This is a genomic window from Sulfurimonas sp. (genome assembly GCF_026196735.1).
Classification (GTDB): Bacteria; Campylobacterota; Campylobacteria; order Campylobacterales; family Sulfurimonadaceae; genus Sulfurimonas.
On sequence record NZ_JAPHUF010000007.1, the window covers coordinates 300,967 to 312,593 of the forward strand.

Annotated in this window: 15 protein-coding genes; 5 read left to right on the top strand and 10 right to left on the bottom strand. The window is 34.9% G+C overall.

Going from position 1 to position 11,627, the window contains the following annotated elements; translation table 11 throughout:
* Nucleotides 1–85 precede the first annotated feature (85 nt).
* The 8 genes from OQK60_RS04700 to folD form a co-directional block, all read right to left on the bottom strand.
* The gene (locus tag OQK60_RS04700; protein WP_297684602.1) at nt 86–1,498 is read right to left on the bottom strand and encodes a leucyl aminopeptidase; all 1,413 of its coding nucleotides are present in this window, start codon (nt 1,496–1,498) and stop codon (nt 86–88) included.
* Between the two features lie 103 nt (nt 1,499–1,601).
* Nucleotides 1,602–2,804 carry a tryptophan synthase subunit beta gene (trpB, locus tag OQK60_RS04705; RefSeq protein WP_297684604.1) on the bottom strand — a complete coding sequence of 401 codons (1,203 nt, stop codon included), beginning with the start codon at nt 2,802–2,804 and terminating at the stop codon, nt 1,602–1,604.
* Nucleotides 2,804–3,352 carry an adenine phosphoribosyltransferase gene (locus tag OQK60_RS04710; protein ID WP_297684606.1) on the bottom strand — a complete coding sequence of 183 codons (549 nt, stop codon included), beginning with the start codon at nt 3,350–3,352 and terminating at the stop codon, nt 2,804–2,806. Before OQK60_RS04710 ends, trpB begins: the two co-directional genes overlap by 1 nt.
* A 10-nt stretch (nt 3,353–3,362) precedes the next feature.
* Nucleotides 3,363–3,695, bottom strand: a complete 333-nt coding sequence (locus OQK60_RS04715) for a hypothetical protein (RefSeq protein ID WP_297684608.1) — start codon at nt 3,693–3,695, stop codon at nt 3,363–3,365.
* A gap of 17 nt (nt 3,696–3,712) precedes the next feature.
* Nucleotides 3,713–4,150 (bottom strand): ribose 5-phosphate isomerase B, encoded by a 438-nt coding sequence (rpiB, locus tag OQK60_RS04720; RefSeq protein WP_297684610.1) that lies wholly within the window; start codon nt 4,148–4,150, stop codon nt 3,713–3,715.
* Between the two features lie 11 nt (nt 4,151–4,161).
* Nucleotides 4,162–4,839 carry a site-2 protease family protein gene (locus OQK60_RS04725; RefSeq protein ID WP_297684612.1) on the bottom strand — a complete coding sequence of 226 codons (678 nt, stop codon included), beginning with the start codon at nt 4,837–4,839 and terminating at the stop codon, nt 4,162–4,164.
* The gene (lepB, locus tag OQK60_RS04730) at nt 4,826–5,635 is read right to left on the bottom strand and encodes a signal peptidase I (protein WP_297684613.1); all 810 of its coding nucleotides are present in this window, start codon (nt 5,633–5,635) and stop codon (nt 4,826–4,828) included. Before lepB ends, OQK60_RS04725 begins: the two co-directional genes overlap by 14 nt.
* Nucleotides 5,635–6,510 (bottom strand): bifunctional methylenetetrahydrofolate dehydrogenase/methenyltetrahydrofolate cyclohydrolase FolD, encoded by an 876-nt coding sequence (gene folD / locus OQK60_RS04735; RefSeq protein ID WP_297684615.1) that lies wholly within the window; start codon nt 6,508–6,510, stop codon nt 5,635–5,637. Before folD ends, lepB begins: the two co-directional genes overlap by 1 nt.
* A gap of 58 nt (nt 6,511–6,568) precedes the next feature.
* Between folD and OQK60_RS04740 the strand changes: the two genes are divergently transcribed.
* Together OQK60_RS04740 and OQK60_RS04745 are read left to right on the top strand one after the other, a co-directional pair.
* Nucleotides 6,569–6,919: a c-type cytochrome gene (locus tag OQK60_RS04740; protein ID WP_297684617.1), complete on the top strand. Its 351-nt coding sequence runs from the start codon at nt 6,569–6,571 to the stop codon at nt 6,917–6,919.
* Nucleotides 6,909–7,853 carry an aldolase/citrate lyase family protein gene (locus OQK60_RS04745; RefSeq protein ID WP_297684619.1) on the top strand — a complete coding sequence of 315 codons (945 nt, stop codon included), beginning with the start codon at nt 6,909–6,911 and terminating at the stop codon, nt 7,851–7,853. The genes OQK60_RS04740 and OQK60_RS04745 overlap by 11 nt, the downstream gene beginning before the upstream one ends.
* Here OQK60_RS04745 and OQK60_RS04750 read toward each other — a convergent pair.
* The gene (locus OQK60_RS04750) at nt 7,839–8,735 is read right to left on the bottom strand and encodes an energy transducer TonB (protein WP_297684621.1); all 897 of its coding nucleotides are present in this window, start codon (nt 8,733–8,735) and stop codon (nt 7,839–7,841) included. The two genes, OQK60_RS04745 and OQK60_RS04750, sit on opposite strands and share 15 nt — an antisense overlap.
* Before the next feature lie 93 nt (nt 8,736–8,828).
* Here OQK60_RS04750 and hemL point away from each other — a divergent pair, with 93 nt between their 5' ends.
* The 3 genes from hemL to OQK60_RS04765 are packed head-to-tail and all read left to right on the top strand — an operon-like array spanning nt 8,829 to nt 10,945.
* Nucleotides 8,829–10,121 carry a glutamate-1-semialdehyde 2,1-aminomutase gene (gene hemL / locus OQK60_RS04755; protein WP_297684622.1) on the top strand — a complete coding sequence of 431 codons (1,293 nt, stop codon included), beginning with the start codon at nt 8,829–8,831 and terminating at the stop codon, nt 10,119–10,121.
* Nucleotides 10,114–10,452 carry an AtpZ/AtpI family protein gene (locus tag OQK60_RS04760; RefSeq protein WP_297684623.1) on the top strand — a complete coding sequence of 113 codons (339 nt, stop codon included), beginning with the start codon at nt 10,114–10,116 and terminating at the stop codon, nt 10,450–10,452. The genes hemL and OQK60_RS04760 overlap by 8 nt, the downstream gene beginning before the upstream one ends.
* A complete protein-coding gene (locus OQK60_RS04765) occupies nt 10,436–10,945 on the top strand; it encodes a hypothetical protein (protein ID WP_297684624.1) in 510 nt (169 codons plus the stop codon). The genes OQK60_RS04760 and OQK60_RS04765 overlap by 17 nt, the downstream gene beginning before the upstream one ends.
* On the opposite strand, the gene OQK60_RS04770 is transcribed toward OQK60_RS04765, so the two are convergent.
* On the bottom strand, nt 10,942–11,625 hold the full coding sequence (locus OQK60_RS04770) for a hypothetical protein (protein WP_297684813.1): 684 nt from the start codon (nt 11,623–11,625) through the stop codon (nt 10,942–10,944). The genes OQK60_RS04765 and OQK60_RS04770 overlap by 4 nt on opposite strands.
* Between the last annotated feature and the right edge of the window lie 2 nt (nt 11,626–11,627).

Below are 11,627 nucleotides of genomic sequence, written 5' to 3' on the forward strand. Positions count from 1 at the left end.
TTTTTTATATTAATAAAACTTTTGATTTGTTAAAGAAAAAGGGAACTTGCTCTCCAAGATGGAGAGACTTAAGTTTTGGTTTAGGTTATATAGTTTTTAAAAAATGACTCATTAAACGGACGCCGGCACCGGTTCCGCCGTAAACATTACAATCCCATGGTGATTCCGTATAAGCAGAACCTGCAATATCAAAATGCATCCATCTGTTTTTATTTTCTTCTTTAATGAATTTATCTAAAAACATACCTGCAGTAATAGCACCGCCAAAAGGCTTTGAAGCAACATTTGAAATATCTGCTATCTCACTTTTTAGAAGTTTTTTTAGGTGTTTGTTAAATGGAAGAGAGCTGATAAGTTCACCAGAAGCCGTCCCGGCCTTTGACATGTCATGCTTTAATTTATGAGAATGTCCCATAAGACCTGTAGTGTACTGACCAAGAGCTACCATACATGCACCTGTAAGTGTTGCAAAGTCAAAGATATAGTCAGCTTTAACTGTGTCTTGTGCATAAGATAAAACATCAGCTAAAACCAAACGGCCTTCAGCATCTGTGTTTCTAACTTCAATAGTAGTTCCACTTCTTGATACAAGAACATCATCAGGTTTGTAAGCATCACCGCTTATCATATTTTCAACTGCACCGACAAAAGCGTGAATCTCAACATCAAGTTTTAACTCACTTGCAGCTTTAATCATACCTAAAACAGCACATGCGCCGGCTTTATCCATTTTCATAGTAACCATTGAAGTAGCAGGTTTTAAGCTAAGTCCGCCACTGTCATAAGTTAAGCCTTTTCCAATAAGGGATATAACTTTTTTAGGATTTGCAGGTTTGTATGCTAGATGAATCAATGCACTTCCGTGAACTGATGCGCGGCCAACAGCAAGCATAGCACCCATGTTCTCTTTTGCAAGACCTTCTTCATGAAGTATATTGCACTCTAAAGAGTTGTCGTTTGCAAGTTTCATAGCTAAAGCAACCATAGTTTGGGGATTTACTTCTTGAGGAGCATTATTTACAATATCACGAGTAAAACAAGTGGCATTTGCCACTATAAGTGCTTCATTGAAAGTTGTTTGCAGTTCGTCAAAATCAAGTTCATTGGCAGCTAGAGAGATCTCTTTTAAAGTCATCTCTTTTGGCTCAGATTTATAATTATTGAACTCATAGCCACCCAAAACAATACCTTCAACTAATCCAGTTAAGGAAGAGTTGCTTGCAACACTTATCTTTGCACTTTTATAATTTGAAGTTTTGAGTACTTTTATCATGCATGCAACGGCACTTCTTATCTCATCGTTCTTCTTTTTTTCTACACCACAAAACAAAATTCTTTTTTCATATAAAAAACATGTAGAATCTTGTTCTGCTTTAAAACCGGCACTCTCTAGTGTTTGGCTGTATTCATGCTCTGCTAAATCGTTAGGTGCTAAAAATTCTACCAATATCTCTGAGTCTATATCAGATATATTCTTGTTTATTAGTTCAATATTCATATTATTCCTATATTAGTTTATTTTAAATGCGGATGATAACCAAAAGTGTATAAAGTTGAGTTAATATTTTCATCTAATATATTTTCATAAACTCTTTTAATCATCAATCATCAAAGTGCAGTAAATCTTTAGCTTGAATCATATCTTTATCGCCTCGACCGGATAGATTTACGATAATTAATTTATCTTTTATATTTGGTAGTTTTTTTAGATATGCAACCGCATGTGCACTTTCAAGAGCAGGGATAATTCCCTCTTTTTGAGAAAGCCATACAAAAGCATCGAGTGCTTCTTTGTCAGTAATAAAATCATAACTAACTGATTTGTTGTCTTTATGAAAAGAGTGCTCTGGACCTATGCCTGGATAATCAAGTCCGGCACTGATTGAGTGAGCTTCTTGTACTTGACCGTCATCATCTTGGAGTAAGTAGCTCATTTGACCATGTAAAACACCTGGGCGACCTTGATTTAATGAGCATCCATGCTCTTTTGAGTCTATACCGTGCCCGCCAGCTTCAATACCTATGCATTCAACTTCCTCATCTTCTAAAAAGTGTTGAAACATCCCTATTGCGTTTGAACCACCGCCAATACATGCAATAACATGATCCGGAAGACGATTTTCTTTTTCTAGTATCTGTGCTCTTGTTTCATAACCTATGATAGCTTGAAAATCTCGAACCATCATAGGATATGGATGAGGACCGGCAACAGTTCCTATGATATAAAAAGTGTCTCTTGCATTAGTCACCCAGTGGCGAATTGCATCGTTCATGGCATCTTTTAAACTTCTTGAACCACTCTCAACCGCATTTACTTTAGCACCGAGAAGTTTCATGCGAAAAACATTAAGTTCTTGTCTTACAGCATCTTTTGCACCCATAAAGATTTCACACTCTAAATCTAAAAGCGCACAGATTGTAGCAGTAGCAACACCGTGTTGACCGGCACCGGTTTCAGCAATGATTTTTTTATAACCAAGTCTTTTTGCCATAAGTCCTTGAGCTATAACATTATTTACTTTATGAGCGCCGGTATGGTTTAAATCTTCTCTTTTAAAGTAAATCTTTGCACCAAGCTCTTTTGACATGTTCTCAGCATAGTAAAGTGGAGAAGGGCGACCTACATAATCTTTGAGGTAGTAATGTACTTCTTCCCAAAAATCTTTGTCAAATCTAATCGCATCATATTCATCACGAAGTTTTAAAAGTGCAGGCATAAGAGTTTCTGGAACATATCTGCCGCCAAAAATTCCAAAATGTCCATTTTTATCAGGATCAAACTTTGAAGGAGAGGGTATATACATCAGTTAACCTCTATCAGGGAATAAACATCAGTCTTTGTTTTTAGATTGTCAATACCATCTAAAAAGCTAAGACCAATTATAAAGCAGGCCTCAACACACTCTGCTCCAGTTTGGTTTATAAGTGTTGCAGCGGCATTTGCTGTTCCGCCGGTTGCTATCAAATCATCAATCATAAGTACTTTTGCATTTTTAACTTTTGAAAAAGCATCTATATGAACTTCAATCTCGTCCACACCATATTCGAGTGAGTATTTTTCACTTATAGTAGTATATGGAAGTTTGCCTTTTTTACGGATGGGAACAAAGCCAAGGCCAAGCATCTGTGCAAGTGCAGCTCCAAATATAAAACCTCTAGCATCAATGCCCGCAATATAGTCTAGATTATATTCTTTGTATCTTTGGTATAAATGATTCATTAAAACGCTGTAAGCTTCTTTGTCATTTAAAAGAGTAGTTATGTCCTTAAACACAATTCCAGGCTTAGGAAAGTCTTTTATGTCTCTGATAGAGTCTTCGATTATTTTTCTTTCTATTTTGCTTAATGTCATTTTTTCTCCTTTATAGTAAAGCGTCTATACGACCCTCAAGTGCTTTTATTTTGTTATTTAGGCGGTCAACATCACCTCTATGCTTCGTATTTCTTTGTTTAAGTATTTTAAGCTCATTTCTGAGTTTAGTTAATTCATCACTCAAAATATCAACATTACCCAAAGCGCGTTGTAGTTGAATCTGATACTTTCTAATTAGTATTTCTGCTTCTTGCAAAGTGAGCTTCATTAACTCATTGCTTCTTTGTTCTTTGCTAGTGATGCTTTTAAAGTAAAACATCTTAACGAATAGATAAACAGATACAATAGATAAAATTGTTAAAAGAGACCATTCCCAAAACATAAGCTTTCCTTTATTTTTTAAGAGTTTATTGCTTCAATCTTTGCTACTCTGCCAGTATGACGACCGCCATCAAAACTACCTGCACACCATGCATCAAGTATGGACTCAGCTACACCGCGACCTACGATTCTCTCACCAAAACATAGTATATTTGCATCATTGTGTCCGCGTGCAACTGTTGCAGTATATGCATCATGGCAAAGTGCTGCACGAATGCCGTGATGTCTATTTGCTGCCATACTCATGCCAATACCGGAACCGCAGATAAGAATACCTTGAGAGTCACTATCTGCTAAAACAGACTCTACAACTTTAACAGCATAATCAGGATAATCAACTCTATCTTTATTAAATGGACCAAGGTCTATTACTTCATGACCTTTGTCTTTAAGCAGTTCAACTGTGTAGTCTTTTAAATCAATACCGGCATGGTCAGTCGCAATATAAAACTTCATTTTTTTTCCTTTTATGATAATAGCAGATTTAAAACTGTCTGTACAGGCATTAATAGCAAATAATCTTTAAGCGGTGTCATTAAAATTATTAAAACAACAATTATTCCATATCTCTCATTTTTATAAAAAAATTCTGCAACTGCATTTACTTTGTATTTTAATGCCAAGTGCATTAAAAAATGAGCTCCATCAAACTGAGGAATAGGAAGCAGGTTAAAAACTCCCAGAACAACATTTATGATAAGCAGTTGAAATACAAATAGATAAGCGAAAATATATACCAAACTGTCAGCGTTTGTAGGTTGACTCATAGAGACTATAGCTATTGAAGCAAAAACTGCGAGAGTAAAGTTATATACAATTCCAGCTAAATCAACCTGCATTGCACCGTTGTATCCAGCATTTCTTATCACTGTTGCGGTGTTTATCGGTACAGGTTTAGCCCAGCCAAATAAAAAACCACTTTCTCCACCTAAAAGCATTGGTAAAAAGTACATAGCTGCAGGAACAATAATAGTACCAACCAGGTCTACATGTACAAGAGGGTTTATAGATAATCTGCCTGCATTTTTGGCAGTTGTATCACCGTACTTGTAAGCAACCCATCCATGCATTATCTCATGCCCAATGATTGCAACAGCCAGTGCTAAAACAGCTGCTAAAATTTTTAGTAAATCAATAGATTCCATAATCGTCTTTATCTGTTTTTATTCTCTCTTGAACGGCTCTGTTTAAAATAGAAGGAGCTTCTAAGTCCGTTGGAGTCTTTCCTATACGATCCCATCTGATTTCCCAGTCTTTGTCAACACTAAAGTAAACAAACCATGGCGTTCCTTCTATGTTTTCATAAGGAACTGCTCCCCAGAAACGGCTGTCATTTGAGTGATCACGGTTATCACCCATCATGAAATAATTGTCTTCGTCAACTTTAATTGGAGCGTAATTAAATAGCTGCATAGGGTATTGTCCGTTATTTATGATTTTTTCATCATTATGAATACCGGGATGTTTCTTCCTGTATGGATTTTTAACCCAAAGTTTTTGGGCAAAAACTACAAGTTCATGGTCTTTAAAGTTCTCTTTTATCCACTCGTCACCTTCGCTGTGGTGTATAAAAAGATCTTTCTTTAAAAGAAAAAGCTCATCTCCAGGAAGGGCAACACATCTCTTTACAAAGTGTGTTTTTGGATTGTGTGGAGGTCTAAATATAACAATATCACCTCTTTTTGGCTTGTCTCCATCCATAAGACGAAGAGAATCACTCCATGGCATGATAGATACTTCCAAAAATGGAAGATGCGGCATAGGTATGCCGTATGCAAATTTTTTAGCAAAAAGATGATCACCAATAAGAAGAGAGTCTTTCATTGAGCCACTAGGGATTCTGAAAGCCTGTGCAATGAAAAATATAACAAAAAGAACTATAATGATAGTTCCAGTCCATGAGTTAGAGAATTTATATGTTTTGTGTAAAAATTCTTTCATTAAATATTAGTCTCCATATCTGCTTTGGCTTTTGCATTTACTTTTGCAGCTTTTAGGGTATTACTTAAAAGCATTGCAATAGTCATAGGACCGACTCCACCGGGGCTTGGTGTAATGTATGAGCTTTTTTTACTTACATTTTCAAAGTCAACATCACCGACAAGTTTTCCCTCTTTGGTTCTGCTTACACCGATATCGATGATTACAACATCATCTTTAACCATATCTTGTGTTATAAGATTGATAACACCTACACCAACAAAAATCATATCAGCATTAAGAGTGTGTTTTTTCAAATCATCAGTAAAAATATGACATATTTCAACCGTAGCATTAGCATTTAAAAGTAGGGCAGCCATAGGTTTGCCGACAATATTTGATGCACCTACAACTACACAGTTTTTACCTTTTACATCAATGTTGTATTCTTCTAAAAGCTTCATAACTCCAAGCGGTGTACATGGCACAAAACCATCAAGGTTAGTGGCTAAGCGACCAACATTAAATGGATGAAAACCATCAACATCTTTCTCAGGAGCAACAAGTTCTAAAAGCTTAGTTGTATCAATGTGCTCCGGCAGAGGAAGTTGAATTAAAATACCATCAACATTCGTGTCATTGTTTAACATTGTGATTGTTTTTTCTATTGCTTCTTGCGAGATACTTTGAGGCATATCATGTGTAATAGAATAAAAACCAACTCTATCACATGCTTTTTTCTTCATATTTACATAAGCAGCACTTGCCGGGTCTTGACCAACTAAAACAACTGCTAAACCGGGTGTGCATCCACAAGTGTCTTTTAGTTTTTTTACTTCATCCGCTACTTGTATCTCTATTTTTTTTGAAAGTGCTCTACCATCAAGAAGTTGCATTTAAACCCCATAAATTATTTTTTTGTTATTATACCGTTATATATTAAAAGGTCGCTTTATGAGATATGTCTTGTTTTTATTATTACCATTTTACTTATATGCAGCTAGCAGTTTTATCACTCCTATGGAATACTCTTCATCATTATATAAAAATCCAAGAGGAATAGGCTGTAACAACTGCCATGGTAAAAATGGTGAGGGTAAATTAGTTGCTACTTATATGCACAAAGGCGAAAAAAAAAGTTTTGGCGGTCCTGCAATTAACAGTATGGATTTTGATAGATTTCATGAAGCCTTAAACAAAAGAATAAATGGAATGCCTAGATATTTTTTAACAAAAAAAGAGATTCAGGCACTTTATTTCTATTTGCAGCAAAAAGATAAGAAAAGTAAAAAAAATGAAAAATGATTTACTTCAAAAAATAAAAACAGCTTATGAAAATAGAGACTTAAAAGCTCTGGACACACTTGCTACTCCTGCATTTAGAGAAATCAATAAAAATAATGATTTTCGTTCTGTCTTAATGCTCTCATGTAATAATATAAAACACTTAAGTAAGATAGAGCAGCTTGAAGCAGAGTGTATTATGTTAAATTTAGAAGATGGAGTAAGTCCGCAAGACAAGTCTTTTGCCTTGGTATTATGTGCCATATTTTTAAAAGAACATCAAGAGAGTAATAAAAAAATTGTAGTAAGAGTCAATGCACTTGATGAAGGCGGATACGAAGAAATTACCTATTTAAATCAGTTTATGCCTGATGCTGTAAGAGTCCCAAAAATTAGAAATAAAGATGAAGTAAAAAGAATTCGTGCTCTATTACATGATGATATTGAGCTTCATCTTTCTATAGAAACTGCTGATGCATGGCATAATCTCTCTTCATTGAAGATTGACAAAAGAGTAACAACTTTTTATCTTGGCATATTGGATTTGTTTGCAGATATAAAATTATCCCAAAGTCTTATAAGAAGAGATAACCCAACAATGCTTTATATGCTTTCACACTTCTTAATTACATGTAAAACAATGGGTGTAAAACCAGTCTCATTTGTATATCAGGATTTTAAAAATTTAGAAGAGTTTAGTAAATGGGTTGAACTTGAAAAAAATATGGGCTATGATGCAAAAGGCTGTATATCTCCCCAGCAAGTTCTACATGTCAATAGTATATTTGTAGATGAAGAAAAAGAGCTAGAGAGAGCGCAAATAATTATAAAACTGTATGAGATGCATGCGCAAGAAGGCGTTACAGGCTTTGTAGATGAAGAGTTTGGATTTATCGATGAACCTGTCTACAAAGGTGCTTTGGCTTTAATATCAAAAGTTTCAATATCTAGCTAGATTGTAAAATACGTTATATCTGATTAGTATTTTCTCTTGCGGTCTTGGATATCTGCTGTAAGCGTATTCAATAGTCTCTTTTGTTGTGTCGTCCAGTACAAAATAGCCACTTGTTTTTATAAACTTAAAGTCTGTCATATCTCCATTTGGATGAAGGTAAAACTCTATTACATTGGTTCTGTTTACGTTAAGGTCTTTGGAAAGGTTTACTCTTGCTACTCTAGTTAATATTTGTTGTGTAATCCTTCTCATAATCTCTCGATTATCTAAAATATATTGTTGTTGACCAGGAGTAAGTTTGCCAAACTCGTCACCATATAACTCTTTTATATCATTGGTTATGTTGCTGCCGCTGCTTACCGTTTTCTTCTCTTTTTTAACTTCTTCATCTGATTTATCTTCTAAAAGCCAGTCATAAGAGTCATACTTAGGTTTTTTGACTTCTTTTGGTACTTTAGGCTTTAGTTCTACATATGGTTTAGTAGGCGGAAGAGGCTCTATCTTTGGTAAAGGTTCCGGCTCATGTTTTTCTTCTATTTTCTCAGGAGGGTTTATAGGCATCTTTTTAACAACCGGCATCTTCTCTATTTTCTTTTGGTCATATTTAACAGGTTCTTTTTTTGCAGGTTTAACTATCTCTTTTAGTTGTTTACCTTTTGGCATTGGCGGTGCAATATTTCTTGGTTGTTCAACAACTTTTTTAACCTCTCCTAAATCTTTGATTTTTTTTGGCATCTCTTTTAGAGCAACCTTTATCCTTTTTTCTTGGGGTTTTTTATCTTCTTTAATCTCTGGTAACATGCTCCCCAGTAGCCAAAATAGAAGAAGAAATATAAAGTGAATTAAAAGTGCTACAAAAAGTGCAAAATATGAACGATTCAAACGATTCCATTTATTTAAAGATATTTGAATTATTATAACTAATATAAATTAATACTTCTTAGCTATAATAACAAAAAAATATTAAGGTTATTTATGAGTATTGATAATTCACTTAAAGCTTTTGAGCAAGCACAAGATTTAATCCCAGGTGGAGTAAACTCTCCAGTAAGAGCATTTAGCAGTGTTGGAGGTTCTCCTATCTTTATAGCTGAAGGTGAGGGCGGATACTTAAAAGATATAGACGGCAACAAGTATGTAGATTTTGTGCAGAGTTGGGGGCCGCTTATCTTTGGTCACAGAGATGAGTCGATTGAAGCTGCTGTTATAGAGGCTGTTAAGCATGGTTTGAGTTTTGGTGCACCAACAAAGGCAGAGACAGAACTTGCAGAGCTTGTGGTATCTATGTTTGATTCTATAGACAAGATAAGATTTGTAAGCAGTGGAACAGAAGCGGTTATGAGTGCAATTCGTTTGGCTAGAGGTTACACGGGTCGTGATGATATTGTAAAATTTACGGGTTGTTATCATGGTCATAGTGATTCACTTTTAGTTGAAGCAGGAAGCGGGGCAGTTACATTTGGTAATCCAAGTTCACCAGGGGTTCCAGCCGATTTTACAAAACATACACTTTTAGCTACATACAATGACATAGAAAGTGTAAAAAAATGTTTTGCAGATTCAAAAGATATAGCATGTGTTATTATTGAGCCAATAGCAGGAAATATGGGTCTTGTTCCTGCTGATAAAGAGTTTTTAGCCCAGCTAAGAAAGATTTGTGATGAAAATGGAACGCTTCTTATTTTTGATGAAGTTATGAGTGGTTTTAGAGCTACAATAAATGGTGCTGAGTCTATTACTGGAACTAAACCTGACATAGTTACTCTTGGTAAAGTTATCGGTGGCGGTATGCCGGTTGGTGCTTTTGGTGCAAGAAAAGAGATTATGGCACAGCTTTCTCCTGAGGGACCGGTATATCAAGCCGGTACATTAAGCGGAAATCCGGTTGCGATGGCAGCGGGACTTGCAGCACTTTCAAAATTAAAGAAAAATGCATCAGTTATGTCTGTTTTAAATGCGCGCGCAACTAGACTTGTTGAGGGAATGCAAAAAGAGGCTGAGGCTTGTGGAATCACAATGCAGATAGATACAAGAGGAAGCATGTTTGGATTTTTCTTTAATGAAAAGCCTGTTAAAAACTTCGCAGATGCATGTAACTCAGATGCAGCACTTTTTGCAAAATTTCACTCTGGCATGCTTAATGAAGGTTTTTATTTTGCGTGTTCACTTTATGAGACAGGTTTTATTTCAACTGCAACTACTGATGAGATGATTGAAGATACTATCAAAGCAAGTGCAAGAGTATTTAAAGCGATAACGAATGCCTGAAGACAAAGAAGAACACACAGAAGAAAAAAAGCCTAAAATAAAACCGATTATTGAGGCTGCTGACAGTCTTTCACTCGGGATATCAATGGTCGTAGCAATTGTTATGGGCATTGGAATAGGCTATCTTCTTAGAAGTCTCACTGAAATATCTTGGACTTTTTGGATTGGTGTTTTTATCGGTATTGCTGCTGCAATTTTAAATGTATACAAAGCTTATTCAAAGCAGTACAAGGCGTATGAAGAGTTAGCAAAAGAACCTCGTTATGCAATGAAAAAACAGCTTGATAACAAAGATGACGATGATGAGGATTATGGTGAAAAAAACTATTAGACTTTTGTTTATAGTTGAGGCACTAATCTTATCTACAAATATAATATCATTTGAATTTTTTATTAATTTACAAATAGCCTTCCTTAGTAGTTTTTTTATTATTATGGGCTCAATGTATGCTTATAATAAAATGATTAAGACTCAGGTTGCTCAAGATAATATTGATGAACAAAGAGATGTCCTTGATGAAATAGAGGACCCTCATGAACTTTACGATGATGAACCTATAAATAATACTCCAGTAGAAGAGTTAGATTTAAAGGCCATAGTTAAACAAGAGAAGAAAAAGATAAAAATTTTAAATATAAAAGATATGAAAAAAGGCGGTAAAGCGAGTGTTTCACTTTATAGACTCGCACCTTATCTATTTTTGATATTAGGGTTTATCGCGCTCAAAAACAATGAACTATTGAATATTGGCATATATCTTCCATCACTGCTTGTTGGAATTGTTATAGGTTATAGTAGCTCTAAGAGTCTATATAGCACTTAAGATGTAATCATAGGAATATTGATAGTTACGGATTTTTTGATATCCATGTAAAAGCTTGTGTCTGTAGTTAAAACTTCCAATTCATTTATTTTTTGAGTATTGATGTTGTCTGCGGTAACTTCAACACAAAAAATACTATATTTCTTATCTTCAAATTTTATATGCTCACCAACTCTATAAAATATCTTAGTTAATATTTTTTTGTTTTCTTTAAAACAATCATATGTTTTATTTAAAATCTTTATAAAACTGCTTGAGTTAATAACTACATCGGGTATAGTTGGGTCAAATTCTTTAAGAAATTTTATTTTAGAGTTGATAGAATTTGTTGATATGCATAAATCTACAAGTGTATATATATTGTTTACTTCACCGACAGGTTTTGGCTTGTCTAGTTTAAAAGATGGTGACTGATACAATTTTATGCCAATTTCTTCATCATTTTCGTAACCGACTGTTAGAGCAAAAAATTTATATCGTCCAAAATCTAAGTCAATAAATGTGGTTTTAAAACCAAAAGAGAAGTTTGCATAAGTGGTTGCGAGGCTAAAAAGTTCGCTTGGAGTGATAGCACCGAGTAAAAATTGCGCTTGTGCATTTAGTGATATGACTTTGCCGTTTGAGCTAAAGAGTACGAAAGGGTTATAGTCGTACTCTATCCACTGTTGCTCAAAAGTCATAT

Bases quoted from the DNA above. Each gene is read 5' to 3' on its own strand.
- OQK60_RS04700 (WP_297684602.1), bottom strand. From the start codon at position 1,498: ATGAATATTGAACTAATAAACAAGAATATATCTGATATAGACTCAGAG.
- trpB (WP_297684604.1), bottom strand. From the start codon at position 2,804: ATGTATATACCCTCTCCTTCAAAGTTTGATCCTGATAAAAATGGACAT.
- OQK60_RS04710 (WP_297684606.1), bottom strand. From the start codon at position 3,352: ATGACATTAAGCAAAATAGAAAGAAAAATAATCGAAGACTCTATCAGA.
- OQK60_RS04715 (WP_297684608.1), bottom strand. From the start codon at position 3,695: ATGTTTTGGGAATGGTCTCTTTTAACAATTTTATCTATTGTATCTGTT.
- rpiB (WP_297684610.1), bottom strand. From the start codon at position 4,150: ATGAAGTTTTATATTGCGACTGACCATGCCGGTATTGATTTAAAAGAC.
- OQK60_RS04725 (WP_297684612.1), bottom strand. From the start codon at position 4,839: ATGGAATCTATTGATTTACTAAAAATTTTAGCAGCTGTTTTAGCACTG.
- lepB (WP_297684613.1), bottom strand. From the start codon at position 5,635: ATGAAAGAATTTTTACACAAAACATATAAATTCTCTAACTCATGGACT.
- folD (WP_297684615.1), bottom strand. From the start codon at position 6,510: ATGCAACTTCTTGATGGTAGAGCACTTTCAAAAAAAATAGAGATACAA.
- OQK60_RS04740 (WP_297684617.1), top strand. From the start codon at position 6,569: ATGAGATATGTCTTGTTTTTATTATTACCATTTTACTTATATGCAGCT.
- OQK60_RS04745 (WP_297684619.1), top strand. From the start codon at position 6,909: ATGAAAAATGATTTACTTCAAAAAATAAAAACAGCTTATGAAAATAGA.
- hemL (WP_297684622.1), top strand. From the start codon at position 8,829: ATGAGTATTGATAATTCACTTAAAGCTTTTGAGCAAGCACAAGATTTA.
- OQK60_RS04760 (WP_297684623.1), top strand. From the start codon at position 10,114: ATGCCTGAAGACAAAGAAGAACACACAGAAGAAAAAAAGCCTAAAATA.
- OQK60_RS04770 (WP_297684813.1), bottom strand. From the start codon at position 11,625: ATGACTTTTGAGCAACAGTGGATAGAGTACGACTATAACCCTTTCGTA.